The organism is Variovorax boronicumulans, assembly GCF_019352895.1.
Classification (GTDB): domain Bacteria; phylum Pseudomonadota; class Gammaproteobacteria; order Burkholderiales; family Burkholderiaceae_C; genus Variovorax; species Variovorax boronicumulans_A.
Genome location: NZ_JAAAFX010000009.1, coordinates 285,472 through 311,718 on the forward strand (window position 1 = coordinate 285,472; position 26,247 = coordinate 311,718).

Consider the following 26,247-nt stretch of genomic DNA (forward strand, 5'->3'; position numbering starts at 1 on the left):
AGGCCCTGCCGTATGGAATCGAGAGTGTTTTCGTGGTAGCGCCACGCGAACTGCGCGGCTGGACGGCCTTCGCCGCCATGGCCGGCGCGATCGCGGGCGCGGCCCTGCAACTTCAGCAGCCCGCGCTGGGCTCCGCCGCAGTCTATGCCGCGCTTGTGACAGCCGCGTTGGCCTGCGGGCTCGCCTGGCGCGTCCGATGGCGCCTGCGGCCCGTCGGCGGGTGCGGGCTCGCGGCCATGCTGCTGGTCGGCCTGGCCTTCGGCGCCGGGCTCACCGGCTGGCGCGCGGCCGTGTTCGCAGCGCAGGCGCTGGACCCGGCGCTGGAAGGCCGCGACCTGCAGGTCGTCGGCGTGGTCGCGCAGATGCCGCAGCGCGACGAGGGCGGCACGCGCTTTCGCTTCGATGTCGAGTCGGCCCGCGCGCTGGAACCGGCGGGCGGCGCCGTGCCGCTGCCCCCGCGCCTGGCCCTGGGCTGGTATGCCGAAGGCACGGGGCTCTGGGCCCGCGCGACGCCCGCCGTGGATGCGGCGCCTCTTCGACGTCCCGAGCCCCTGCACGCCGGCGAGCGCTGGCAGTTCACCGTGCGGCTCAAGGCGCCGCACGGCAACCTCAACCCCAAGGGCTTCGACCAGGAGCTGCAGCTGTGGGAGCAGGGCGTGCAGGCGAGCGGCTATGTGCGCGCCGGTGCGCAGGATGCAGCGCCCGTACGTCTCGGCGACACGTGGCGCCATCCGATCGAGCGGGCGCGCGAAGCGGTACGCGATGCGGCCTTCGCGCGCATCGCCGACCGGCGCACGGCCGGCGTGATCGCCGCGCTGGTGACCGGCGACCAGAGCGCGATCGACCGGGTGGACTGGGACATCTACCGCGCCACCGGCGTCGCGCACCTGGTGTCGATCTCGGGCCTGCACATCACCATGTTCGCCTGGCTCGCGGCGCTGGCCGTGGGGGCGTTGTGGCGCTGCAGCACGCGGCTCATGCTGCGCTGGCCGGCCCAGCAGGCCGCGCTGGTGGGCGGCGTGGCCCTGGCCGGCCTGTATGCCTTGTTCAGCGGGTGGGGCGTGCCCTCGCAGCGCACGGTGCTGATGCTGGCCACGGTGGCATTGCTGCGCATCGCGGGCCGGCGCTGGCCCTGGCCCTGCGTCTGGCTGCTGGCCTGCGCGGTGGTGGTGATCGCCGACCCCTGGGCGCTGATGCAGGCCGGCTTCTGGCTCAGCTTCGTGGCCGTGGCCGCGCTGTTCGCCACCGATGCGAGCGTGGATGGCGAACAGGCCAAGGGCTGGCGCGCACGCCTGTACCGGCTGGCGCGCGAGCAGGCCGTGGTCACGCTGGCGCTGGCGCCGCTGACCCTGCTGCTGTTCCAGCAGGTGTCGGTGGTGGGCCTGCTGGCCAATGCGCTCGCGATCCCCTGGGTCACGCTGGTGCTGACGCCGCTGGCCATGCTCGGTGCGGTGGTGCCGCCCCTCTGGGACCTGGCGGCCTGGGCGGTGCGCGCGCTGTCGTGGTGGCTCGAGTGGCTGGCGGCCATGCCCCTGGCCACCCTGTCGATGCCGGCGCCGCCAGTGTGGGCCGCGGCCGGCGGCGTGCTCGGCGGCGTGCTGCTCGCGATGCGCCTGCCCTGGTCGGCGCGGCTGCTCGGCGTGCCGCTGCTGCTGCCAGTGCTGCTGTGGCAGGTGCCGCGTCCGCCCGCGGGTGAGTTCGACCTGCTGGCCGCCGACATCGGCCAGGGCAATGCGGTGCTGGTGCGCACCGCGACCCACAGCCTGCTCTACGACACCGGGCCGCGCTACAGCCTCGACAGCGACGCGGGCCAGCGCGTGCTGGTGCCGCTGCTGCGCGCGCTGGGCGAACGGCTCGACACCGTCGTGCTGAGCCACCGCGACAGCGACCACACGGGCGGCGCGCCGGCCGTGCTCGCGATGCAGCCGCAGGCCGCGCTGCTGAGCTCGATCGAGGCCGGCCATCCGCTGCAGGCCTTGCGGCCGGCGCGGCGCTGCCTGGCGGGGCAGCGCTGGCAATGGGACGGCGTCGACTTCGAGCTGCTGCATCCGGTCGAGGCCGACTACGAACGCATCGCGGCCAAGCCCAACAGCGTGTCCTGCGTGCTGCGCATCGGCAACGGCCGCGCGAGCGTGCTGCTGGCCGGCGACATCGAGCGCGCGCAGGAGGAGGCGCTGGCCGCACGCGCGGCGGAAGGGGCGCTGCGCGCCGACCTGCTGCTGGTCCCGCACCATGGCAGCAAGACCTCGTCGAGCCCGGCGCTGCTCGAGGCGGTGCAGCCCCGGCTGGCGCTGGTGCAGGCCGGCTACCGCAACCGCTTCGGCCATCCGGCACCGCCGGTGCGCGAGGCCTATGCGGCGCGCGGCACGGCCGTGATCGACAGCCCCCATTGCGGCGCGGCCCGGTGGTCGAGCCTGCAGCCGCAGAGCGTGGGCTGCGAGCGCGCGATGCGGCCGCGCTACTGGCACCACCGGGTGCCTTGAGCGTCGAGCCCGTCCGGGTTTCCCCTGGAAAAGTTTCGTCTGCAGCAACTTCTTCCTATTTGCTTGACGCGAGAAAGCCGCGCCGCGTTCAATGCAGCACGGTTCGAAGATGTTCCGCTCAACGAAACAAAAGACAAAGATGCCCGGACGCACACGTGCCCCTTCCTCCATGCTGGCCCAGCGCGCCGTGGAGCCCACCTCCTCGGTCGAGCGCGCCTGCCGCATCCTGCGCGCGCTGTCGGACCCCGGCGTCACGCGCCTGACCGACATCGCGGTCGCCACCGGCCTCGACAAGACCACCGTGCTGCGCCTGCTCGAGGTGCTGATGCACGACGGCTTCGTGGTGCGCGACCCGCAGAGCAAGCACTACAGCCTGGGCGCCGAACTGCTGGTGCTGGGCGCGGCCGCGCTGGCCCGCTTCGACCCGCGCCCGCTGGTGCGGCCCGCGCTGCTGCGGCTCACCGGCCGGTTCGAGGACAGCGTGATTCTGTCGATTCCCAGCGGCATCGAGTCGCTGTGCGTCGACGTGGAGGAGGGCCGCTATCCGATCCGCGCCAACTACCTGTCGATCGGCAGCCGGCGCCCCTTGGGCGTGGGCGCCGGCAGCCTGGCGCTGCTGGCCTGGATGCCCGAGGCCGAGCGCCAGGCCGCGCTGGCGGTGATCGCGCCGCAGCTGCAGCGCTATCCGCGCATCACGGCCGAACTGCTCGAAGCGCATGCCAAGGCGTCACGCGAGCGCGGCTATGCGGTGCTGCTCGACGTGGTGGTCGAGCGCATGGGCGGCATCGCGGTGCCGATCCTCGGCGTCGACGGCCGGCCCGTCGCGGCCATCAGCATCGCGGCCCTCAACGACCGCATCACCTCGCGCGAGACCGAACTCGCGCAGGCACTGCGCCGCGAGGCCGCGACCTGCGAGGTGCTGTGGAGCCGCGCTGCCCACACAGGCGCTGCCGCGGGCGCGGCCGCCACGCGCCGCGCGAGGGTCCATTGATGACGAACAGCACCCATCCGACGGCCTGGATCACCGGCGTCGGCGGCACCGCCTTCGGCCGCCACGAAGGGCGGGGCGCGCTCGACCTGATGGCCGAGGCCGCGCAGCAGGCACTGCAGGGCGCGGGCCTGCAACGCGGCGACATCGACGGCCTGCTCTGCGGCTACGCGACGACGCTGCCGCACCTGATGCTGTCCACGCTGTTCTGCGAGCGCTTCTCGCTCGATCCGTCCTATGCGCACAGCCTGCAATTGGGCGGCGCCACCGGGGCCGCGATGCTGATGCTGGCGCGCGAACTGGTGCGCAGCGGCCGCTGCCGGCGGGTGCTGGTGGTGGCCGGCGAGAACCGGCTCAGCGGCCAGTCGCGCGACAGCGCGATCCAGACGCTGGCGCAGGTCGGCGACCCGGACTACGAGGTGCCCAACGGCGCCTCGGTGCCGGCCTACTACGGCCTGATGGCCTCGCGCTACCTGCACGAGACCGGCACGACCGAGGCCGATCTCGCCGAGTTCGCGGTGCTGATGCGTGCCAACGCGGCGCGCCATCCCGGCGCCCATCTCACGGCACCGATCACCGTGGCCGACGTGCTCGCGTCCAAGCCCATCGCGGCGCCGCTCAAGCTCATGGACTGCTGCCCGATCTCCGACGGCGCGATGGCGCTGGTGGTCTCGGCCGTGTCCGGCGACGGCCCGCGCGTCGCGATGACCGGCGCCGGCCAGGCGCACCGCCACCAGCACCTGAGCGCGATGGCCGACGTGATGCAGTGCGGCGCGGCCGTCGCGGCGCAGCGCGCCTTTGCCGAGGCCGGACTGGGCGTGGCCGACATCGACCACCTGGGCATCTACGACTCCTTCACCATCACCCTGACCATGCTGCTCGAGGAGATCGGCTTCGCCCCGCGCGGCGGGGCCGCACAGCGCCTGCGCCATGGCGACTTCGCCCCGGACGGCCCGCTGCCGCTCAACACGCACGGCGGCCTGCTGTCCTTCGGCCACTGCGGCGTGGCGGGCGGCATGGCGCATGCGGTCGAGGTGTTCCGGCAGATGACCGGCCAGGCCGGCGCGCGCCAGGTCGCGCGGCCGCGCCATGCCTTCGTGCACGCCGACGGTGGCGTGATGTCCTCGCACGTGAGCCTGATCCTGTCGCAGGAGCCTTCGCCATGAACGCCGCCATCGCATCCTCCAGCGCGCTGGCCGCGCCCTTCGTCGAAGGCCTGGCGCAGCACGCACTGCGCTTCCAGCGCTGCACCGCCTGCGGTACCGCGCAGACGCTGGCGCGTTACGCCTGCGCGCACTGCGGCGGCGAAATCCTGCAGTGGGAAACGGCCCGCGGCACGGCCACGCTGCATGCGCTCACCGTGGTGTCGCGTGCGCCCTCCGACGCCTTCCGCGCGCTCGCGCCCTACACGCTGGTGATCGCGCAACTCGACGAGGGCCCGCGGCTGATGGCCCATGCCGAGCCGGGCCTGCGCATCGGCGAGCGCGTGCGGGCCGGCTTCTTCGTGCACGACGGCCGCACGCTGGTCCGCTTTTCCCGCGATCCCGGCTAGCGGCCTGCGCATCGGGGCATCGGCGATTCATAAAACCACAGGAGACAACGACATGCATTCGAGCCACCTTCACTCTTCCGCGCGCCGGCTGCTGCTGGCAGCCGCTGCCGCACTTTGCCTGGCCGCGCCGGCCTTCGCGCAGGCCCAGGCCTATCCCACCAAGCCGGTGCGGCTGGTGGTGCCCTACCCGCCGGGCGGCCCGACCGACATCGTGGCGCGCGTGGTGGCGCAGAAGCTGTCGGAACAGCTGGGCCAGCAGTTCATCATCGACAACCGGCCGGGGGCCGGCGGCAACACCGGCGCCGAGCTGGTGGCGCGCAGCCCGGCCGACGGCTACACGCTGGTGGTCGCGACCACCGCGCATGCGATCAATCCCTCGCTGTTCAAGAACCTGGGCTACTCGTTGTCGAAGGACCTGGCGCCGGTGTCGCTGCTGACCAGTGGCCCGCTGGTGATCGTCGCCAACCCTTCGCTGCCGGCGAAGAACGTGGCCGAACTGATCGCGCTGGCCAAGGCCAAGCCCGGCGAACTCAACTTCGCCTCCTCGGGCAACGGGCAGTCGACGCACCTGTCGGCCGAGCTCTTCGCCTCGATGGCCGGCGTGAAGATGAACCACATCCCCTACAAGGGGAGCGCGCCCGCGCTCACCGACACCATGGGCGGCCAGACGCAGCTGATGTTCGACACCATGCTCTCGGCCATGCCGCACGTGAAGGGCGGCAAGCTCAAGGCGCTGGCCGTGACCAGCGCCACGCGCTCGCCCGTCGCGCCCGACGTGCCGACGGTCGCCGAGTCGGGCCTGCCCGGCTACGAGGCCATCGCCTGGAACGGCCTGCTCGCACCCGCCCACACGCCGCCCGAAGTGCTGGCCCGCCTGAGCACCGCGCTGAAGAAGGTACTGGCCGCGCCCGACGTGAAGGACAAGTTCGAAGCCCAGGGCTTCGCCGCCACCTGGACCTCGCCCGAGGACTTCGGCCGTTTCATGACGGCCGAGATCGACAAGTGGGCCAAGGTCGTGAAGGTCTCCGGCGCGACGGTGGACTGATGATCGACTTCCATCGCCTCAAGGACTGGCACTTCGACGAGGTGGTGCAGCGCTACACCGCCGACGACACGATGCGCTACGCGCTCGCATTGGGCCTGGGCCGCGACCCGACCGACCCGAAGCAGCTGCAGTTCGTCAACGACGTGCCCGCCGCGCCGCTGGCCCTGCCCACGATGGCGGTGGTGCTGGGTTTTCCGGGTTCGTGGATGCAGGACCCGGCCACCGGCATCGACTTCACGCAGATCGTGCACGGCGAGGAGCAGGTCGTGTGGCACCGGCCGCTGCCGTCGGCGGGGGCGGTGCGAGCGCGCCATCGCGTCACCCGTATCGTGGACAAGGGGCCGGGCCGCGGCGCCACCATCACCTACGACAAGACGCTGCACGACGCCGACAGCGATGTGTTGCTCGCGACCGTGACCCACACCACTTTCGCGCGCGGCAACGGCGGCTTCGCGACGGCGGCGGTGCCGGGCGATGCGGCCGCGGCGGCGCCCGTGCCGGTGCCCGCCGGCGTGCCCGATGTCACGCTCGACATCCCGACCCTGCCGCAGCAGGCCTTGCTCTATCGCCAGTGCGGCGATCGCAACCCGCTGCATGCCGATCCGGAGACCGCGCGGGCGGCGGGCTTCGAGCGGCCGATCCTGCATGGCCTGTGCACCTGGGGCATCGCCGCCCATGCGCTGCTGGCGCAGTGCGCCGACAGTGAACCGGCGCGGCTGCGCAGTCTCTATGCGCGTTTCTCGGCACCGGTGTTCCCGGGCGAGACGCTGCGGCTGGAGCTGTTCGGCGACGCTGGAGACGTGCGCTTCCGTGTGCGCGCCGTGCAGCGCGACCGGGTCGTGCTCGACCACGGCCATGCCCTGTTTTCCGCTTGAGCTTCATTCCATCACGAGGTGACGACATGACGATGCAGACCTTCGAGACACAGGATGCCCGGCGCATCGGCCGCCGGACCCTGCTGGGCAGCGCGGCCGCCGCGTTCGGCACGCTGGCCTTGCCCAGCTTCGCGCAGAGCGCATACCCGAGCCGACCGGTGAAGTTCATCGTGCCGTTCCCGGCCGGCGGACCGGTCGACACCACCGGCCGCGCCGTGGCGCAGAAGCTGTCGCAGCTGTGGGGCCAGCAGGCCATCGTGGACAACCGCGCGGGCGCGGGCGGCATCGTCGGCGCCGAGATCGCGGCCCGCGCGCCGGCGGACGGCTACAACCTGTTCGTCTGCAGCATCCACCATTCGGTGCTGCCCAGCCTCAAGCCCCGGCTCGGCTACGACATCGAGAAGGACTTCGTGCCGCTGAGCTTCGGCGCCATGTTTCCGGTCGTGCTGGTGGCGCATCCGGGCGTGCCGGTGAAGACGGTGGCCGACATCATCGCGCTCGACAAGCGCACGCCGGGCCAGCTGAGCTTCGGCTCGGCCGGCAACGGCGGCGGCACGCACCTGGCCGGCGAGCTGTTCAACATGCAGGCCGGCACCAGGCTGCTGCACGTGCCCTACAAGGGCAGCGCACCGGCCATGACCGACCTGCTCGGCGGGCAGGTGCAGTTCATGTTCAGCGATGCGCCCACCGCCTTGCCGCAGATCAAGGCCGGCAAGGTCAAGGCGATCGCGGTGGCCAGCGCCCGCCGCTCGGCGCTGCTGCCCGACGTGCCCACGGTGGCCGAGTCCGGCCTGCCGGGCTACGAGGCCTACTCGTGGGCCGCGTTCATGGCGCCCGCCGGGACGCCCGGGGACATCGTGCAGCGCCTGAGCGCCGACATCGGCAAGGCGCTGGACGACCCGCAGGTCAAGCAGCGTCTCTACGACGCGGGTGCCGAGGCGATGCCGACCACGCCCGAGGCCTTCGGCAAGATGCTGCACAGCGAGATCGTCAAGTGGACGAAGGTGGTGCGCACCGCCAACATCAAGGTCGACTGATGGCCGTGCCCTCCTCCGACAGCGCGGCGCGCCTGGTGATGCGTCAAGACGGCCCGGTGCTGGTGATGACGATCAGCAACCCGGCAGCGCGCAACGCGATGCATCCGTCGCTCTACCGCACCGCGGTCGATGCGCTGCGCCGGGTGGCGGACGATCGCACCGTGCGCGCCATCGTGCTGACGGGCGAGGGCGATCATTTTTGCGGCGGCGGCGACCTCAAGCGGCTGGCCGCACAGCGCGAATTGCCGCGCGAGACACAGGTCGCACACCTCGATGCGCTGCACGACTGGGTGATGGCGATGCACGACGCGCCGCAGCCGGTGATCGCGGCCGTCGAGGGCGCCGCGGCGGGCGGCGGCTTCTCGGTCTGCCTGGGCTGCGACCTGATCGTTGCCGCGCAGGACGCGAAATTCGTCATGTCGTACGTCAAGCTCGCGCTCACCCCCGACGGCGGCGGCTCCGATTCGCTGGCACGCGCGCTCCCGCCGCAGATGGCGCTGGAACTGCTGCTCGACGGAGGCGCGTGTTCGGCCGAACGGCTGCACGCGCTCGGCCTGGTCAACCGCGTGGTGCCGCAGGGCGAAGCGCTGGCCACGGCGATGGCCTGGGCAGAGCGGCTGTCCGCCGGCCCCTTCGACGCGCAGGCGCGCATCAAGCAACTGGTGCACGCCGCACGCGGCCGCTCGCGCCGCGCCCAGCTCGATGCCGAACGCGACACCTTCGTCGACAGCCTCTACAGCGACGCCTGCGGCGCAGGCATCGCGTCGTTCCTGAACGCGCGCCGCGCCTGACGCCGCGCATCTTTCTTCTTTTTTCGCAAGGCTCTTCATGTCCGACCTGCTCGAATCCGCCCTCAACCCGCAATCGGTCGCCGTCATCGGCGCCTCCGAGAACATCCACAAGATCGGCGGCCGGCCGATCCACTACATGCGCAAGCACGGCTTCGGTGGCCGCATCTACCCGATCAACCCCGCACGTGAAGAGGTGCAGGGCCTCAAGAGCTACGCCTCGCTGGCGGCGCTGCCCGAGGCGCCCGACCTGGCGATGGTGGTGGTGGGCGGCGAGAAGGCGGTCGAGGCCGTGGCGCAGTGCGCGGCGCGCGGCGTGAAGTCGGCGGTGGTCGTCGCCTCGGGCTTCGGCGAGACGGGCGAGGCGGGCCGCGCGGTGCAGCGCGCCATGGTCGACACCGCGCGCGCCGCCGGCATGCGCCTCTACGGACCCAACACCCAGGGCCTGGCGAACTTCGGCACCGGCGCCATCGCGGGCTTCTCGACCATGTTCGTCGAGGTGCCGCCGGCCGACGGCCCGGTCGGCATCGTGAGCCAGAGCGGCGGCATGAGCGCCATGGCCTACGGCCTGCTGCGCGGCCGCGGCCTGGGCGTGCGCCATGTGCATGCGACCGGCAACGAGGCCGACATCACGGTCTCCGACCTGGCCTGGGCGGTGGCGCACGACCCCGACGTGAAGCTGCTGCTGCTCTACCTCGAGAACATCGCCAATCCCGAACTGCTGGCGCGCACCGCCGCCTATGCGCGCGAGCGCGACCTGCCGATCATCGCGGTCAAGGCCGGGCGTTCGGAGAGCGGGCAGAAGGCCGCGTCCTCGCACACCGGTTCGCTGGCCAACGAGGACCGCACGGTCGACGCCTTCTTCCGCCACCACGGCATCTGGCGCGTGCGCGACCCGCATGCGCAGGCGCTCGCGGCCGAGGCCTACCTCAAGGGCTGGCGACCCGAGGGCCGGCGGCTGGTGATCATCAGCAACTCGGGCGCGAGCTGCGTGATGGGCGCCGACGCCTCGGAGGAATTCGCGCTGCCGCTGGCCGCGCTGGCGCCTGCCACGCGCGCCGAGGTGGCGAGCCGGCTGCCGGGCTTCGCGACGGCCGACAACCCGATCGACATCACGGCGGCATTGCTGTCCAACAGCGGCCTGTTCGGCGACGTGCTGCCCGCCGTGGCGCAGGACCCGGCCGCCGACCTGTTCCTCATCAACATCCCGGTGGCCGGTGCCGGCTACGACGTCGAGGCCTTCGCGCGCGACACCGCCGCCTTCGAGCGCAGCACGGGCAAGCCGGTGGTGGTCGCGGCCTGGCAGGACTCGGTGGCCGCGCCCTTCAAGGCGCAGGGCATCCCGACCTATGCCAACGAGAACGACGCGCTGGGCACGCTCGCGCAACTGGCGTCGCACACCGCGCTGATGCGCAAGCCGATCGTGGCCTGGACTGCGGGTACGGCGCCCGCGCTGCCGGCCGGTGGCGGGCGCTTCCTCAACGAGGCGCAGAGCCTGGCCGTGCTGGGCGCGGCCGGCGTGCCGGTGGTGGCGCACCGGCTGTGCCGCAGTGCGCAGCAGGCCGCCGAGGCGCTGGCGGCCGTGGGCGCGCCGGCGGTGGTCAAGGCCTGCTCGGGCGACGTGCCGCACAAGTCGGAGCACGGGCTGGTGGCGTTGAACGTCGCGACGGCCGCCGACGCCGCCGCGCTGTTCGAGCGCCAGTGGGCCAAGCTGGCCGAACTGGGCGCGGCGCAGGAGGGCGTGATCGTCGCCGCCATGCGCCGCGGCCAGCGCGAGCTCATGGTCGGCGCGCGCATCGACCCGGTCTTCGGCCCGGTGGTGGTGGTGGGCGACGGCGGCAAGTACGTCGAGGCGCTGCAGGACGTGGCGGTGCTGCTGCCGCCCTTCGCCGCGGCCGACGTGACCGCGGCGCTGCGCACGCTGCGCATCGCGCCGCTGCTCGAGGGCGTGCGCGGCGACCCGCCGCTGGACATCGACGCGCTGGCCGCGGTGGCGGTGGCGGTGGGGCAGCTCATCGTGGCCGCCGGTGGCGCCATCGCCTCCATCGACGTGAACCCGGTGCTGGTGGCGGCGCGCGGGGAGGGGGCCGTGGTGGTGGATGCGCTGATCGAGCGGGGAGACTGAGTCCCGTTTGTGCAAAGATCGCCCAAAGCTTGGCCTTGAACTTGCTAAGCTATGTCGAAGGAGATTGGTCGTTCCATGCACAAATTCGATGAGATGTACGAGCAGCTGCCCTATGCGGGCGCTGCGATCCGGGGTCATTACAAGCGCTACGACCAATGGCTGGCCAAACAGCCCGGCGAACTGATGCGATCCCGGCGCGAGGAGGCCGAGATGATCTTCCGCCGTGTCGGCATCACCTTCGCGGTGTATGGCGCCAAGGACGAGGACGGTGCCGGCACCGAGCGCCTGATTCCCTTCGACCTGCTGCCGCGGATCATTCCCGCGCACGAGTGGGAGAGCATGGAGCGCGGCCTGGTCCAGCGCGTGACCGCACTCAACCGCTTCATCTACGACGTCTACCACGACCAGGAGATCATCAAGGCCGGCATCGTGCCGATCGAGCAGATCCGCGACAACGCGCAGTTCCGCCCCGAGATGATGGGCGTGACCGTGCCCAACAACGTCTACTCGAACATCTCCGGCATCGACATCGTGCGCGCGCCCGATGCCGACGGCAACGGCGAGTACTACGTGCTCGAGGACAACCTGCGGGTGCCCAGCGGCGTGAGCTACATGCTGGAGAACCGCAAGATGATGATGCGGCTGTTCCCCGACCTGTTCGCGCAGAACCGCATCGCGCCCGTGGCCCACTACCCCGACCTGCTGCTCGAGACGCTGCGCGCCAGCGCGCCGCCGGCCACGGCCGAGCCCACGGTGGTGGTGCTCACGCCCGGCATGTACAACAGCGCCTATTTCGAGCACGCCTTCCTCGCGCAGCAGATGGGCGTCGAGCTGGTCGAGGGGCAGGACCTGTTCGTCAAGGACGACTTCGTCTACATGCGCACCACGCGCGGCCCGAAGCGCGTCGACGTGATCTACCGCCGCGTCGACGACGACTTCCTCGACCCGGAAGTGTTCCGCCCGACCTCCACCCTGGGCTGCGCCGGCCTGATGCGCGCCTACCGCGCGGGCAACGTCGCGATCTCGAACGCGGTGGGCACGGGCGTGGCCGACGACAAGTCGATCTACCCCTACGTGCCGAAGATGATCGAGTTCTACCTGGGCGAGAAACCGATCCTCAAGAACGTGCCGACCTACATGTGCCGCAACAAGGACGACCTGCAGTACACGCTCGACAACATGAAGGACCTGGTCGTCAAGGAAGTCCACGGCGCCGGCGGCTACGGCATGCTGATCGGCCCGGCCGCGACGCAGGCCGAGATCGAAGAATTCAAGCAGGCCGTGATCGCCAAGCCCGATGGCTACATCGCGCAGCCCACGCTGAGCCTGTCGACCTCGCCGACCTTCGTCGATGCCGGCATCGCGCCGCGCCACATCGACCTGCGGCCCTTCGTGCTGTCGGCCAAGGAAGTGCTGATGGTGCCGGGCGGCCTGACGCGCGTCGCGCTCAAGGAAGGTTCGCTGGTGGTCAACTCCTCGCAGGGCGGCGGCACCAAGGACACCTGGATCCTCGAAGCCGACCGGCGCCCGCGCGCGCCTGCGGCGGCCACCCAGAGCCAGACGCAAACCCAAACCCCGACGCCATCCCAGACCGTCTGAAGCCAGAGGAAAAGCCGAACATGCTGTCACGCACCGCCGACCACCTCTACTGGATGTCGCGCTACACCGAGCGGGCCGAGAACACGGCCCGCATGCTCGACGTCAACTACCAGACCTCGCTGCTGCCGCAGTCGGCCGAAGTCGCCAAGTTCGGCTGGCAGGGCCTGCTGTCGATCAGCGAACTGCTGCCGGCCTACGACAAGAAGTACGACCAGATCGTGCCGAACGACGTGATGGAGTTCATGGTCAAGGACGAGGAGAACCCGTCGTCGATCGTCTCCTGCCTCAAGGCGGCCCGCGAGAACGCGCGCGCCGTGCGGGGCGCGCTCACCACCGAGGCCTGGGAAACGCAGAACACCACCTGGCTCGAGGTCAACCGCATGCTGCGCGCCGGCGACTTCGAACGCGACCCGGGCCAGTTCTTCGAGTGGGTCAAGTTCCGCTCGCATCTTTCCCGCGGCGTCACGCTGGGCACGATGCTGCAGGACGAGGCCTTCTACTTCTCGCGCCTGGGCACCTTCCTCGAACGTGCCGACAACACGGCGCGCCTGGTCGACGTCAAGTTCCATGCGCTCAACAGCGAGTTCTTCGGCACCGCCACCGAGGAAGACCAGGAGTACGACTTCTATCACTGGAGCGCGATCCTGCGCAGCGTCTCGGCCTTCGAGGTCTACCGCAAGGTCTACCGCGACGTGATCAAGCCCGAGCGCGTGGCCGAGCTGCTCATCCTGCGTGCCGACATGCCGCGCTCGCTGCATGCGAGCCTGGCCGAGGTGGTGGCGAACCTGGCCAAGGTGCAGAACGACCAGAGCGCCGAGACCCAGCGCCGCGCCGGCAAGCTGCTGGCCGACCTGCAGTACGCCCGCGTCGACGAGATCCTGGCCACCGGGCTGCATGCCTACCTCACGCAGTTCCTCGACCGCGTGAACGAGCTCGGTTGGCGCATCAGCCAGGACTTCCTGGTGCCGACGCACTGAGACGCCCGTCGCTGTCGGGCGGGCGCATGCCGCGTCAACGCGCATGCCCCCGCGTCATTCCCCGCCTGCCGGACGACCGGTGGCGGCTTTCGCGCTGGACCTCGATGCCGTCGAGCGAGCGCAGGACCTGCCCATGAAGAAATCAAATGCCGCCCGCAAGGGCCTGTGGAGAGCCGTCGCCTTGGCGGCGGTGTCGCTTCTCGCCGCCTGTGACCGGGACGCCTCACCGGCGCCAGCGAAGGCAGCGGCCACATCCGCTGTCGTCACCGATCCCGCGACGGGCCTGCGCTGGCTGCGCTGCGCCCTGGGCCAGACCTGGCAGGACGGGCGTTGCGTCGGCGAGGTCGAGGCTCTGGGCCTGATGGAAGCCCAGGCGCGCGTCGAGGCGCTCAACGCGCAGAGCCACGAAGGCATCGCCCAGTGGCGGCTGCCGACCCTGGTGGAACTGGCGGCCCTGCGGCGTTGCGACCATGGCCTGGTCGACGAGCAGTTCACGCTCGAGCTGAGCCCCGAACAGGCGCCCGTCAGCGTGCCGCGCTGGTGTGCGGGCGAGACCACTTCGCCCACCATCGACACCGCGCGCTTCCCCGACACGCCGCCGCGCAAGTTCTGGTCCGGCTCGGGCAGCGAGGCCGCGCAGCACTTCTATGCCGTGAATTTCGGCAATGCCTGGATCGGTCTCAACGAGGCGGCCGACGCCACCCATGCGGTGCGGCCGGTCGCCGACGGCGCGCGCTGAGGGCTAGAGCAGGATGCGAACGCCTGCGATCGCCAGGAACACCGAGAACGCGCGCTTGAGCGTGTCCACGGGCAGCCGGTGCGAGACCATCGCGCCAATCGGCGTCGCCAGCAGGCTGCACGCCGAGATCCCGAGCCACGCGGGCCCATAGACATAGCCGAGGCTGTAGGCGGGCAGGTCGGTGCGGCCCCAGCCGGCGACCAGGAAGCCGACCGTGCCGGCCAGGGCCAGCGGCACGCCGCAGGCCGAGGCCGTGCCCACGGCCGTCTTGACGTTGACGTTGCACCAGACCAGGAAGGGCACGACCATGCTGCCGCCGCCCACCCCGACGATGGCCGAGGTCCAGCCGATGGCGCCGGCCGTGGCATCGAGGCCAGGCGCGCCGGGCAGGCTGCGCTGTGGGGCGGGCTTGAGCGACAGCGCCATCTGCAGCGCCAGCAGCAGCAGGAACACGCCGAAGGCGATGCGCAGCACCTGCGCGGAGAACAGGCCGGACATCCAGCCGCCGACGACGGCACCGATCACGATGCCCGGCAGCAGCCGGCGCACGATGCGCAGGTCGAGCGAACCCCGCCGGTGGTGGGCGCGGGCCGACGACAGCGACGTCACGACGATGGTGGCGAGCGAGGTGCCCAGGGCCATGTGCATGGCGCGGTCGGGGGCGAAGCCCTTGAGGTGGAACAGGTACAGCAGCCCCGGCACCACGACCTGGCCGCCCCCGACGCCGAGCATCCCCGAGAGCAGTCCCGCGCCGATGCCGAGTGCTGCATAAAGTGCCAGAACCTCCATTCCCTGTCTCCCCGTGCTCTTGATTTGGCGCGCATCATGGTCCGTGACACCCGCCGTTCATGTCGCGGGCGAGACCTGCCGCAGGGCTACAGCTTCTGCGTCGACAGCAGGATGCTGGTCTCGGTGCTGGAGATGCCCTCGATCAGCCGGATCGCATTGAGCACCTGGTCGAAGGCCTCGAGCGAATCGGCGCGCAGCTCGGCCATCAGGTCCCAGCGGCCGTTGGTCGAGTGCAGGGCCACCACGTTGGAGTGGCCGCGCAGCAGCCGGCTGACCTGCTCGGCGCGCTGGCCCTCGATGCGGATGCTCATGATCGCGCGGATGCGGTGCGCCTCGGCTTCGGGCTTGAGCCGCACGGTGTAGCCGACGATCGTGCCGTCCTGCTCCAGCTTCGCGATGCGGTTCTGCACGGTGGCGCGCGCAACGCGCAACTTCTTCGCCAGCGCCACCACCGGCGTGCGGGCGTTGTCGCGCAGCAGGGCCAGCAGTTGTCGGTCGGTGTCGTCCATGGCGATGGGTGTCAAAGTGCTGATCTGATCGAGCCGAATGTAAGGTTGGTCAACCGATCTGACAAGTTGCAGGGTTCAATCTGGCAGGCCTTCCCGGAACAATGAAGCCACGGGTGCACGCCGCAGCCGGACCATTTCAGGAGGAGAACACCATGACCCGCTTCATCGACGTTCCCGCGATGTCCCGCCTCGTTCAGGAGATCGGCGTGGCACCCTTCATCGGCGCACTCGCCGATGCCATCCGTGAAGACTTTGTGCGTTGGCCGGATTTCGACAAGTCCGCGCGAATCTCAAGTCATTCGGACATCGGCGTGATCGAGCTGATGCCGGTCTCCAACGCCTCGCGCTATGCCTTCAAGTACGTCAACGGCCATCCGGCCAACACCGCGCGCGGCCTCTACACGGTGATGGCCTTCGGCGTGCTGGCCGATGTCGACACCGGTTACCCGGTGCTGCTGTCGGAGCTCACGCTGGCCACCGCGCTGCGCACCGCCGCGACCTCGCTGATGGCGGCCCGCGCGCTGGCCCGGCCCGATGCGCGGCGCATGGCGCTGATCGGCAACGGCGCGCAGAGCGAGTTCCAGGCGCTGGCCTTTCATTGCCACCTGGGCATCGAGGAACTCGCCGTCTACGACACCGACGCCCGCGCGACCGACAAGCTGGTGCGCAACCTTGCAGCCTTTCCGTCGCTGAAGGTGCGCCGCGCCGACTCGGTGGCGCAGGCGGTGCGGGGGGCCGACATCGTGACCACCGTCACCGCGGACAAGGCCAACGCCACGATCCTCACGCCCGAGATGATTGAGCCCGGCATGCACATCAACGCGGTCGGCGGCGACTGCCCGGGCAAGACCGAACTGCATGCCGACGTGTTGCGCCGCGCACGCGTGTTCGTCGAGTTCGAGCCCCAGACGCGCATCGAGGGCGAGATCCAGCAGTTGCCGCAGAGCTTTCCGGTCGTCGACCTCTGGCGCGTGCTGGCCGGCACGACCGCAGGGCGCGAGAGCGCGGGCCAGGTCACGGTCTTCGACTCGGTCGGCTTCGCGCTCGAGGACTACACCACGCTGCGCTACGTGCATGCGCAGGCCGAACGGCGCGGGCTCGGCGTGGAGGTAGAACTCGTGCCGCGCGCCGACGACCCTAAGGACCTATTCCGCCACACGCGCGCGGCTGGCGCGCGCGCCCTGATGCGGAGGGTGGCCTGATGCCGGGCGCGATGCGCTCGGTCCAGGCGCCTGCCGCGGTGGTCATGGTCCGGCCGCATCGCTTCATGCCGAACCCGGAGACCGCGGCCGACAACGCCTTCCAGACCGAGGCGGCGCAGGAAGCCGCGCAGGCGGTGTCCGCCGCGGCCTACCGCGAGGTGACGCAGGCCGTCGATCGCCTCGAGGCCGAGGGCGTGCGCGTGCATCTGTTCGAAGACCGGGGTGCGCACGACACGCCCGATTCGGTCTTTCCCAACAACTGGTTCTCCACACACGCGGGCGGCCATGTCGCGATCTACCCCATGCATTCGCCCAGCCGCCGCCGCGAGCGCCGGGCCGACGTGATCGAACTGCTCAAGTCGGCCTACCGCGTGCAGGACGTGATCGACTATTCGGGCCTCGAGCACGACGGCCTGTTTCTCGAGGGCACGGGCGCGATGGTGCTCGACCATGTGGCGCGCGTGGCCTACACCGCGCGTTCCAACCGCGCCGATCCGGTGGCGCTCGAGCGCTTCAGCACGCACTTCAACTTCGAACCGATGCTCATCGACACGGCCGATGCGCACGGCCGCCCGATCTATCACACCAACGTGCTGATGTGCGTGGCCACGGCCTTCGCGCTGGTGGGCTTCGACATGATCCCGGATGCGCGCCGCGCCGCCGAGGTGCGCGCGCGGCTGGAGGAGTCAGGGCGCGAGGTCATCGCGTTGTCGACCGCGCAGATCGCCGAGTTCGCCGGCAATGCGATCGAGCTGTCGGGCCGCGACGGCCGCCTGCTCGCCTTGTCTCAACGCGCCTGCAGCAGCTTGAGTGAGGCGCAGAAGGCCGTCATCGGAGACTCGGCGCGGCTGCTGCCGCTGTCGGTGCCGACCATCGAGATGGCTGGCGGCTCGGTGCGCTGCATGATCGCGGGCATCCACCTGGCGCCGCGAGGAAACTAGCGCCAGAACGCGTCGGCCGCCACCGGAATCGCCGGTGCCTGCCAGCGGTAGCCCTCGGACAGCACGTTGCGCTCGGGCATCTGGCCGTTCCACTGGATGTGGAGCAGGTCCATCAGCGCCCAGCCCGTCCAGTCCGCGCGAAAGGGTTGCTGCAATGCTTCGGCCGACAAGGGCTGCTGGTTGCGCCACAGCACGGTCGGGATGCGGTAGCCCGACGCGGTCGACGGGCTGTGGCCCGCGCGGTCGCTGCCGTGGCCGACCTCCTGGCCATGGTCCGACAGGTACATCCAGGCCCGGTAGTCCTGGGGCTTGCCGGCGCTGCGCGTCTGCTGCAGCAGCTCCGACACCACGAAGTCGTGGTACAGCAGCGCGGCGTCGTACTGCTGGCGAAAGTGCCGCACCCAGGCCGAGCGGCCGCTCTTCACCAGCCCGGTCTCGACCGCGTCGACGTCGTCGTCGAAAGGGTTGGCGTTCTCTGGAAAGCGCAGGCTGTAGTGCGGGTGCGCGCCCATCAGGTGCACCACGATCAGCTTGCGCTCGGTGCCCGTGTCGGCCAGCGCTTCCTGCACGCAGTCGAGGATCTCGCCGTCGAGCGAGGCGCTGGCGCGGCCGGGCGTGCGGTTGACCATGTCCACCACGTCGGCATGGCGCGCATGCTGCTGCTCGATGGCGATGTCGTCGTGGTTGCTGATCCACCAGACCTTGTAGCCCGCGGCACGTGCCAGGGCCAGCACATGCGGCGGCTCCTGGCTGTCGGGCAGGCCGAAATGGAACATGTTGCGCAGCGCGGGCACGGTGCTGGCGTCCACCGACCAGGCGTTCTTCAGCACGGCCATCTGTGCGCCGGCCTGCGCCTGGTGCGCCAGCAGGCGCGGTGTGGTCGGGCGGCCGTAGCCGTAGAGTGCCATGTTGTCGCGGTTGATGCTGTCGGTCACCACCAGCACCACCGTCGACGGCCCTGCCCGGGTCACCACCGGCGCGATGGCGCGGGCCTGGGCCGCGAGGCGGTCGCGCACCTTCTGCTGGTCGGCCCAGGTGGCGCGCTGCTGCTGCACCGACTGCGACCAATGGGTCCAGAAGAGCACAGGATGCAGCCGGCGCCAGGGCTTGCTCGCATAGGCCAGGCAGGCGCCGAGCAGCAGCAGGCTCACCAGCGCGACGGCCCAGCGCGGAGGTCGGCGGCCTGGCGCGTCGGATGCGATCGCGCCGCGGCGCGCGAAGAGGGCGGCGATGACCCCGGCCGTGACCAGCGCGGCCGACCAGACGAAGGCCGAGCGCCAGTGCATCCAGAGGTACTCTGCGCTTTCGCGCGCATGGGTGTTGGCCGCAGCGCCCAGCACCAGCGCGCTGTCGGGCGCGGCCTGGTAAGTGTCGAGCAGGTAGGCGCGCACCACGGCGTCGAGCCCGAAGCCCAGGGTCCAGAGCGTGACCAGCAGGGTGCGCAACCGGCGCATGCGTGCGCTGCGCAGCGGCCAGGCCAGCCACAGCACCAGGGGCGACGCGAGCAGGGCCAGCTGGGCGATGCGGCGGCCGTCGTGGCCCAGCGTGATCAGCACCGCCAGCGTGGCGCCGACCACGGCACAGGCGAGCAGGGCGGAGGAGCGGGCAGTGTGGGCGGGTTGCGGCGTGCGCGGTGCTTCGGCGGAGGGCGTGTTCAAGAGGGGCGGCGGCAGTCGAGGGCCGGCGGATTCTGCGCCGCGTGCCGCCGCCAGCCGCGCGCAGTGTCCCCAAGGGCGCGAGGTGTTTGGCCGCCGCGCCTCAGGTCGCCGTGGCCTGGCGCACCGCGCGTTCCCAGCGCGCCATCGATTCCTCGGCCTGCGCGCGGCCCATGGTCGGCAGGAAGCGGCGCTCCACCTTCCACAGCTGCGAGAGCTGGCGCGCGTCGCTGTAGATGCCGGTCGACAGGCCCGCCAGATACGCGGCGCCGAGCGCGGTGGTCTCGATTACCTGGGGCCGCACCACCGGGATGCCGAGCAGGTCGGCCTGGAACTGCATCAGCAGGTCGTTGACGCTCGCGCCGCCGTCCACGCGCAGTTCCGAGACCGGCGCGCCGCCGGCCGCCACCGCATCGCGGCTCATGGCCTGCAGCAGCGCGGCGCTCTGGTAGGCGATGCTCTCCAGCGCAGCGCGCGCGATGTGCGCGACCGTGGTGCCGCGCGTCAGGCCGGTGATGGTGCCGCGGGCCTCGGCGTTCCAGTAGGGCGCGCCCAGGCCGGTGAAGGCCGGCACCATCATCACGCCACCCGCATCGGGCACGCTCTCGGCCAGGCCCTGCACCTCGGCGCTGCCCTTGATGGCCTGCAGCCCGTCGCGCAGCCACTGCACCACGGCGCCGCCGACGAACACGCTGCCTTCCATCGCGTAGCGCGGCGTGGCGTCGACCTGCGCGGCGCTGGTCACGAGCAGGCCGTTGTGCGAAGGCTGGAAGGCGGCGCCGGTGTGCATCAGCAGGAAGCAGCCGGTGCCGTAGGTGTTCTTGGCCATGCCGGCCTCGAAGCAGGCCTGGCCGAACAGCGCGCTCTGCTGGTCGCCGGCCACGCCGCCGATGGGCAGGGCGCGGCCGAGCAGTGCGGCCTCGGTGTCGGCGAAGTGCGAGCTCGAGGGCTGCACCGTGGGCATCAGCGCCGCGGGGATGTCGAGCAGCGCGAGCAGCTCCGCATCCCATTCGTTGCGGTGCACGTTGAAGAGCATGGTGCGCGAGGCGTTGCTGACATCGGTGACGTGGGTCTTGCCGCCGGTGAGCTGCCAGATCAGCCAGCTGTCGATGGTGCCGAAGGCCAGTTCGCCGCGCTCGGCCTGGGCGCGTGCACCGGGCACGTTGTCGAGCAGCCAGCGCAGCTTGGTGCCGGAGAAGTAGGCGTCGATCACCAGGCCGGTCTTGTCGCGGATGGTGTCGGCCATGCCGTCCTCGCGCAGCTTCGCGCACAGCGGTTCGGCGCGCCGGTCCTGCCAGACGATGGCGTGGTGCACAGGCTGGCCGGTCCGGCGGTTCCACAGCACGGTGGTCTCGCGCTGGTTGGTGATGCCGATGGCGTGGATGTCGGAGGCCTGCAGCTTCGCCTTGGCCAGCACCTCTTGCGCGGTGGCGAGCTGGCTGCGCCAGATCTCCATCGGGTCGTGCTCGACCCAGCCCGGCTGCGGGTAGATCTGCGTGAGTTCCTTCTGCGCGATGGCGACGATGTGGCCCTCGCGGTCGAACACGATGCTGCGCGAGCTGGAGGTGCCCTGGTCGAGGGCGAGCAGGTAGGTGGTCATCGGTGTCATCTCCTTGGTGTTCGGTCTGGCTCCTTCCCCCTCCGGGGGAAGGTGGGGATGGGGGCATGCAGCCTTCGATCAGGCGCCGCGCCTCTTCGGCGGCTGCATGCCCCCACCCCAACCCTCCCCCAGTGGGGGAGGGAGAAAAATCATCATGGCTTGTCGGCGATCTCCAGGCGCACCTGCGCACGTTCGAGCAGCGCCGGGAACGGGGCCGGCGGCGCCGCGTCGGTGAACAGCCGGTCGATCTGCGCCAGCTCGGCGAGCTGCACCATCGCCGGCCGGTTGAACTTGCTGGCGTCGGCCGCGAGCCAGACCTCGCGCGCCTGCGCCACGATGGTCTGCGCGACCTTGACCTCGCGCAGGTCGAAGTCGCGCACCGTGCCGTCGGCCTCGATGCCCGAGCAGCCGATCAGCGCGATGTCGACCTTGAACTGGCGGATGAAGTCCATCGTCGCTTCGCCCACGATCGCGCGGTCGCGCGCGCGCACCGCGCCGCCGGCCACGATCACCTCGCAGTCGGGGTTGTCGGCCAGGATGTTGGCCACGTGCAGGTTGTTGGTGATCACGCGCAGGCCGGTGTGGCGCAGCAGCGCCTTGGCGATGGCCTCGGTGGTGGTGCCGATGTTGAGGATCAGCGAGCAGTCGTTGGGCACCTGGGCCGCGACGGCGCGCGCAATGCGCGCCTTGCCGTCGGCATTGAGCGATTCGCGCAGCCGGTGGCCGAGGTTCTCGGTGGTCGAGCTCGGCACCCGCACGCCGCCGTGGAAGCGCGCCAGCAGGCCGTCGTCGGCCAGGCGCTGCACGTCGCGCCGCACGGTCTGCAGCGTCACGCCCAGCATCTCGGCCAGCTGCTCGACCGTGGCCGAGCCACGGCCGCGCACGGTGTCGAGCAAGCGGATCTGGCGGGGGTTGGAGTTCACGTTTTTCGGCGTTGGAGCGAGGGAAGCAGTTTAAATCGAAAGAAAACGAATTGATCTTAGGGGAAACTACAGCGAAAATCGCAGCATAAGGAATCGAAATGGACAAATACGAAGCGCCTGCGGGTGATCTGAGCTGCGACGTGCTGGTGGTCGGCGGCGGCATCAACGGCTGCGGCATCGCGCGCGACCTGGCGGGCCGCGGCCACCAGGTGGTGCTGTGCGAGAAGGACGACCTGGCCTCGCACACCTCCTCGTCCTCGACCAAGCTGATCCACGGCGGCCTGCGCTACCTCGAGTACTACGAGTTCTCGCTGGTGCGCAAGGCGCTGCAGGAGCGCGAGGTGCTGCTGAAAAGCGCCCCCCACATCATGTGGCCGCTGCGCTTCGTGATGCCGCACGACCCCTCGATGCGCCCGGCCTGGATGATCCGCATCGGCCTGTTCATGTACGACCACCTGGCCAAGCGCGACGTGTTGCCCGGTTCGCGCTCGGTCGACCTGCGCCGTCACGCGGCCGGCCAGCCGCTCAAGCCGCAATACAAGCGCGGCTTCGTGTACTCCGACGGCTGGGTCGACGATGCGCGGCTGGTGGTGCTCAACGCCATCGACGCCCGCGCGCGCGGCGCGCAGATCCTCACGCGCACCTGCTGCACCAGCGTGCAGCGCGATGCCACCGGCTGGACCGCCACGCTGGAAGGCCCCGAGGGCGTGCGCAGCGTGCGCGCGCGCGCCGTGGTCAATGCGGCCGGCCCCTGGGCCGAGTCCTTCCTGCGCGGCACGGCCAAGGCCGCCAAGGGCGAAGCGCTCGCGACCAAGAGCCTGCGGCTGGTCAAGGGCAGCCACATCATCGTGCCGCGGGTGTTCGAGCACGACCACGCCTACATCTTCCAGAACCCCGACAAGCGGATCATCTTCGCCATTCCCTACCAGGACGACTACACGCTGATCGGCACCACCGACGTCGAGGTCGGCGCCGACGACGCGGGCGCCTCGCGCATCTCGACCGAGGAGATCGACTACCTGTGCGAACAGGCCAGCCGCTACTTCGAGAAGCCCATCGTGCCGGCCGACGTGGTCTGGACCTATTCGGGCGTGCGGCCGCTGCTCGACGACGCCTCGGGCGACCCGTCGGCGGTCACGCGCGACTACCTGCTCGAAGCCAACACCACGGCCGCGCCGCTGCTGTCGGTGTGGGGCGGCAAGATCACCACCTTCCGCAAGCTGGCCGAGGACGCGGCCGACGAGGTGGGCCGCATGCTCGGCGACCAGCGGCCGGCCTGGACCGGCGGTGCCTACCTGGCCGGCGGCGACCTGTCGGGCTGGATCGGTGCGCCCCAGCGCCCCGACACGGACTTCGAGCGCTTCGTCGCAGCCGTGCAGGCGCGCCATGGCTGGCTGCCGGCCCCGCTGGCACGCCGGCTGGCCCATGCCTACGGATCGCGCATTGCGAACCTGCTGGGCGATGCGGCCTCGATGGCCGACCTGGGCGAGGAAGTGGCGCCCGGCCTGCATGCGCGCGAGCTGCGCTACCTGCAGGCCGAGGAATGGGTGACCACGGCCGACGACGCGCTGTGGCGCCGCTCCAAGCTGGGCCTGCGCTACACGCCGGAACAGCGCGCGCAGGTCGCGCAGTGGCTGCAGCGCCTCAGCTGAACTCGACCACCACCGGCTGGTGGTCCGAGGCCTGCGTGACGCCGTCGATGTCGATGCGGCGCACGCGCGGCGCCAGGCTCTCGCTCACGAAGACGAAATCGCAGGCCACGGGCTCGGGTCCGTAGGTGCGGTCGAACAGGCGGAAGGTCGGCGCATGCGGCGTCGCGCCATGGCGGATGCGCCAGGCATCCTGCAGTTGCTGCGCGCCGTCGGCGCCGAAGCCCTGCTGGATGGCCGCGTACTCGGGCTCGGTCGGCTCGAGGTTGAAGTCGCCGCACAGCACCGCGTGGCCGGTGTGTACCTTGGTCTGGAAGGGCGAGCGGCTGTCGTCGTCGAGTGGCGGCGCGGCCGCGTGGGCGCAGGCCGCGATGTGCAGCTCTCGCAAGGCCAGCGCCTGCGCCATGCGCTGCGGCTTCGAGTAGTACTCGAGATGCGTGGTCATCACGCGCACCGGGCCGAGCACCGGACTGCGCAGCGTCACGACCGTGCACATGCGCGGCATGCTGCGCACGCCCGCATCGGCCGGCCAGGGCAGTGCATGGTGCTGCACTTGCGCGACCGGCAGCCGCGTCGCGATCAGGTTGCCGAAGCGCATGCGGCGCCCCTTGGCATCGAACTCGTCGACCGCGGCGCCGAAGAAGAGCTGGAAGCCCGGCAGCAGCGCCTGCAGCTCGGCCGGCTGGTCGCCGGGGGCGCCCGGCATGTCGGCATAGCCCTGCGCGATCTCCTGCAGGCACAGCACGTCGAAGTCGGCCATGGCGCGTGCGCCTTCGACGATGCGTTGCGGGCTCACGGCACCGTCGAGGCCGCGGCACCATTGGGTGTTCCACGTCACAAGCTTCATCTGGTTTCTTTCGTGAGACACCGCGGAACCGGCTTTGCCGGGCCGCTGGTGTCGCCCCCGGAGAGGGGGTTGGCGAAGCGACACGCAGTGCGCGGAGACTGGGGGTGAGTCATTTAATACCCGCGCGCATGAAGCTCTGGACGAACTGGCGCTGAAAGAGAAGGAAGGCGATCAGCAGCGGCGCCGAGGTCATCAGCGTCGCGGCCGTGATGATCGACCAGTCGATGCCCTGGTCCACCGAGGAGAAGACCTGCAGGCCCACCGTGAGCGGCCGCGCCTTGACGCTGTTGGTCACGATCAGCGGCCAGAGGAAGTTGTTCCAGTGGTAGCTCACCGACACCAGCCCGAAGGCCACGTAGATCGGTTTGGCCAGCGGCACGTAGACGCGCCAGAGGATCTGCAGCGCGCTCGCGCCTTCCATGCGCGCGGCCTCGTCGAGCTCCTTCGGAATGCCCATGAAGGTCTGGCGCAGCAGGAAGATGGCCAGCGCCGAGGCGAAGTAAGGCAGGCCGATGGCGAACAGGCTGTCGATCAGTCCCAGGCTGGCCATGGTGCGGTAGTTCTCCACCAGCAGCAGGTCGGGCATGACGGTGAGCTGCACCAGCACCAGCGAGAACACGATGTCGCGGCCGCGGAACTCGTAGCGCGCGAAGGCATAGGCCGCCATCGTGCTGAGCACCAGCTGCGCCGCGAGGATCATCACCACCAGCAGCGTGGTGTTGAGGAAGTAGCGCGCGAAGGGCGCGGCCTCCCAGGCGCGGGTGAAGTTGTCCAGCGTGAGCGGCGCGTTCCAGACGAAGCGCGCCGCGTATTCCGGCGCGTGGAAGGCGGTCCACACGGTGTAGATCAGCGGCAGCACCCAGGCCAGCGCGAGCAGCCAGGCGGCCAGCGTGTCGAGTTTTGTCGGCGCGTTGTAGGCGAGCCGTTGCGAGGGCGCGGCCTTCATCGGTAGTGCACCTTGCGGTCGAGCACGAAGAACTGCAGCAGCGTCACGCCGACCAGCGCCACGATGATCACCATGGTGAGCGCCGAGGCGTAACCGGTGTCCCAGAAGCTGAAGCCGACTTCATAGAGGTGGTAGAGCAGCAGCGTCGAGGCGTTGTCGGGGCCGCCGCGCGTGAGCACGAACAGGTGGTCGACCATGCGGAAGGCGTTGATCACGCAGTTGATCAGCACGAACAGCGTGGTGGGCATCAGGAGGGGCCACTGCACGCGGCGGAAGAAGTACCAGCGCGAGGCCCCCTCGATCGCGGCCGCCTCGCGCAGGCTCGGGTTGAGCGACTGCAGCGCGGCCAGGTAGAAGATCATGAAGAAGCCGGCTTCCTTCCACACCGCCACCAGCGTGACGGCGCCCAGCGCGGTGCTCGGGCTGCCCAGCCAGTTGTGCGAGCCGAAGCCCAGCGCGCCGCTGACCTGTTCGAGCAGGCCGTATTGCGGCGTGTAGAAGAACAGCCAGATGTTGGCCACCGCGATCATCGGCAGCACGGTGGGCGTGAAGTACGCCATGCGCAGGAAGGTGCGGCCCGCGATGCGCTCGTTGACCCACAGCGCCATCGCCAGCGCCAGGCCGATCGACAGCGGAATGGTCGCGCCCGCGAACCACAGGTTGTTGGTCAGCGCCTTCCAGAACACCGGGTCGTCGAGCATGACCTGGTAGTTCTCCAGCCCCACCCACACCGCCGGCCGGCCGCTCTTGGGCGTCGACTGGAAGCTGTGCCACAGCGTGCCGATCACCGGCCAGTGGGTGAAGGCCAGCAGGATCAGCGAGGCGGGAAGCAGCAGCAGCCAGGCATGGATCGCGTTGCGCTCCTTCATGTCAGCGTTGCCTTTGCGTGGAACACCGCGGAACCGGCTTCGCCGGGCCGCTGGTGTTGCCCCCGGCGAGGGGGTTGGCGGAGCGACACGAAGTGCGCGCAGACTGGGG

Annotated in this window: 23 protein-coding genes; 15 read left to right on the forward strand and 8 right to left on the reverse strand. The window is 70.5% G+C overall.

Annotated elements, in window-relative coordinates:
* Positions 1 to 77 precede the first annotated feature (77 nt).
* The 12 genes from K0H49_RS20550 (at position 78) to K0H49_RS20605 (ending at position 14,208) form a co-directional block, all read left to right on the forward strand.
* Positions 78 to 2,483: a DNA internalization-related competence protein ComEC/Rec2 gene (locus tag K0H49_RS20550; protein WP_219219034.1), complete on the forward strand. Its 2,406-nt coding sequence runs from the start codon at positions 78 to 80 to the stop codon at positions 2,481 to 2,483.
* Between the two features lie 139 nt (positions 2,484 to 2,622).
* On the forward strand, positions 2,623 to 3,474 hold the full coding sequence (locus K0H49_RS20555) for an IclR family transcriptional regulator (RefSeq protein WP_219216398.1): 852 nt from the start codon (positions 2,623 to 2,625) through the stop codon (positions 3,472 to 3,474).
* A complete protein-coding gene (locus tag K0H49_RS20560) occupies positions 3,474 to 4,637 on the forward strand; it encodes a thiolase family protein (RefSeq protein WP_219216400.1) in 1,164 nt (387 codons plus the stop codon). The genes K0H49_RS20555 and K0H49_RS20560 overlap by 1 nt, the downstream gene beginning before the upstream one ends.
* The gene (locus tag K0H49_RS20565) at positions 4,634 to 5,023 is read left to right on the forward strand and encodes a Zn-ribbon domain-containing OB-fold protein (protein ID WP_219216409.1); all 390 of its coding nucleotides are present in this window, start codon (positions 4,634 to 4,636) and stop codon (positions 5,021 to 5,023) included. Before K0H49_RS20560 ends, K0H49_RS20565 begins: the two co-directional genes overlap by 4 nt.
* A gap of 52 nt (positions 5,024 to 5,075) precedes the next feature.
* The gene (locus tag K0H49_RS20570; RefSeq protein WP_219216410.1) at positions 5,076 to 6,068 is read left to right on the forward strand and encodes a tripartite tricarboxylate transporter substrate binding protein; all 993 of its coding nucleotides are present in this window, start codon (positions 5,076 to 5,078) and stop codon (positions 6,066 to 6,068) included.
* Entirely contained in the window at positions 6,068 to 6,943 is an 876-nt protein-coding gene (locus K0H49_RS20575) for a MaoC family dehydratase (protein WP_307886079.1), read from the forward strand. The genes K0H49_RS20570 and K0H49_RS20575 overlap by 1 nt, the downstream gene beginning before the upstream one ends.
* 26 nt (positions 6,944 to 6,969) lie before the next feature.
* Positions 6,970 to 7,980, forward strand: coding sequence for a Bug family tripartite tricarboxylate transporter substrate binding protein (locus K0H49_RS20580; protein ID WP_374122390.1), 1,011 nt, complete (start codon positions 6,970 to 6,972; stop codon positions 7,978 to 7,980).
* A complete protein-coding gene (locus K0H49_RS20585; RefSeq protein ID WP_219216412.1) occupies positions 7,980 to 8,771 on the forward strand; it encodes an oxepin-CoA hydrolase, alternative type in 792 nt (263 codons plus the stop codon). Before K0H49_RS20580 ends, K0H49_RS20585 begins: the two co-directional genes overlap by 1 nt.
* Positions 8,772 to 8,808: 37 nt before the next feature.
* On the forward strand, positions 8,809 to 10,893 hold the full coding sequence (locus tag K0H49_RS20590) for an acetate--CoA ligase family protein (protein ID WP_219216414.1): 2,085 nt from the start codon (positions 8,809 to 8,811) through the stop codon (positions 10,891 to 10,893).
* 75 nt (positions 10,894 to 10,968) lie between these two features.
* Positions 10,969 to 12,492, forward strand: a complete 1,524-nt coding sequence (locus tag K0H49_RS20595; protein ID WP_219216416.1) for a circularly permuted type 2 ATP-grasp protein — start codon at positions 10,969 to 10,971, stop codon at positions 12,490 to 12,492.
* Positions 12,493 to 12,512: 20 nt separating this feature from the next.
* Positions 12,513 to 13,469 carry an alpha-E domain-containing protein gene (locus K0H49_RS20600; protein ID WP_219216418.1) on the forward strand — a complete coding sequence of 319 codons (957 nt, stop codon included), beginning with the start codon at positions 12,513 to 12,515 and terminating at the stop codon, positions 13,467 to 13,469.
* Between the two features lie 133 nt (positions 13,470 to 13,602).
* Complete coding sequence (locus K0H49_RS20605; protein WP_219216420.1) at positions 13,603 to 14,208, forward strand: Lcl C-terminal domain-containing protein; 606 nt, start codon at positions 13,603 to 13,605, stop codon at positions 14,206 to 14,208.
* A gap of 3 nt (positions 14,209 to 14,211) precedes the next feature.
* Here K0H49_RS20605 and K0H49_RS20610 read toward each other — a convergent pair whose 3' ends face one another.
* Entirely contained in the window at positions 14,212 to 14,997 is a 786-nt protein-coding gene (locus K0H49_RS20610) for a sulfite exporter TauE/SafE family protein (protein ID WP_219216429.1), read from the reverse strand.
* Between the two features lie 86 nt (positions 14,998 to 15,083).
* Positions 15,084 to 15,506: an Lrp/AsnC family transcriptional regulator gene (locus tag K0H49_RS20615; protein WP_219216431.1), complete on the reverse strand. Its 423-nt coding sequence runs from the start codon at positions 15,504 to 15,506 to the stop codon at positions 15,084 to 15,086.
* A 152-nt stretch (positions 15,507 to 15,658) separates the two neighbouring features.
* On the opposite strand from K0H49_RS20615, the gene K0H49_RS20620 reads away from it, so the two are divergent.
* Complete coding sequence (locus tag K0H49_RS20620; protein ID WP_219216433.1) at positions 15,659 to 16,708, forward strand: ornithine cyclodeaminase; 1,050 nt, start codon at positions 15,659 to 15,661, stop codon at positions 16,706 to 16,708.
* Complete coding sequence (gene ctlX / locus K0H49_RS20625) at positions 16,708 to 17,649, forward strand: citrulline utilization hydrolase CtlX (RefSeq protein WP_257625045.1); 942 nt, start codon at positions 16,708 to 16,710, stop codon at positions 17,647 to 17,649. The genes K0H49_RS20620 and ctlX overlap by 1 nt, the downstream gene beginning before the upstream one ends.
* On the opposite strand, the gene K0H49_RS20630 is transcribed toward ctlX, so the two are convergent.
* From K0H49_RS20630 to K0H49_RS20640, 3 genes are all read right to left on the reverse strand, one after another.
* Positions 17,646 to 19,307 (reverse strand): phosphoethanolamine transferase, encoded by a 1,662-nt coding sequence (locus K0H49_RS20630; RefSeq protein ID WP_374122391.1) that lies wholly within the window; start codon positions 19,305 to 19,307, stop codon positions 17,646 to 17,648. The genes ctlX and K0H49_RS20630 overlap by 4 nt on opposite strands.
* A 100-nt stretch (positions 19,308 to 19,407) precedes the next feature.
* On the reverse strand, positions 19,408 to 20,904 hold the full coding sequence (gene glpK, locus K0H49_RS20635; RefSeq protein ID WP_374122392.1) for a glycerol kinase GlpK: 1,497 nt from the start codon (positions 20,902 to 20,904) through the stop codon (positions 19,408 to 19,410).
* A 152-nt stretch (positions 20,905 to 21,056) separates the two neighbouring features.
* On the reverse strand, positions 21,057 to 21,827 hold the full coding sequence (locus K0H49_RS20640; protein WP_219216452.1) for a DeoR/GlpR family DNA-binding transcription regulator: 771 nt from the start codon (positions 21,825 to 21,827) through the stop codon (positions 21,057 to 21,059).
* Between the two features lie 98 nt (positions 21,828 to 21,925).
* On the opposite strand from K0H49_RS20640, the gene glpD reads away from it, so the two are divergent.
* Positions 21,926 to 23,479: a glycerol-3-phosphate dehydrogenase gene (gene glpD, locus K0H49_RS20645; protein ID WP_219216454.1), complete on the forward strand. Its 1,554-nt coding sequence runs from the start codon at positions 21,926 to 21,928 to the stop codon at positions 23,477 to 23,479.
* Here the strand turns inward: glpD and K0H49_RS20650 are convergent.
* From K0H49_RS20650 to K0H49_RS20660, 3 genes are all read right to left on the reverse strand, one after another.
* Complete coding sequence (locus K0H49_RS20650; RefSeq protein ID WP_219216456.1) at positions 23,472 to 24,323, reverse strand: endonuclease/exonuclease/phosphatase family protein; 852 nt, start codon at positions 24,321 to 24,323, stop codon at positions 23,472 to 23,474. The two genes, glpD and K0H49_RS20650, sit on opposite strands and share 8 nt — an antisense overlap.
* 109 nt (positions 24,324 to 24,432) lie before the next feature.
* Complete coding sequence (locus K0H49_RS20655; RefSeq protein WP_219216458.1) at positions 24,433 to 25,269, reverse strand: carbohydrate ABC transporter permease; 837 nt, start codon at positions 25,267 to 25,269, stop codon at positions 24,433 to 24,435.
* Complete coding sequence (locus tag K0H49_RS20660) at positions 25,266 to 26,138, reverse strand: carbohydrate ABC transporter permease (protein ID WP_219216461.1); 873 nt, start codon at positions 26,136 to 26,138, stop codon at positions 25,266 to 25,268. The genes K0H49_RS20655 and K0H49_RS20660 overlap by 4 nt, the downstream gene beginning before the upstream one ends.
* Positions 26,139 to 26,247: the final 109 nt, after the last annotated feature.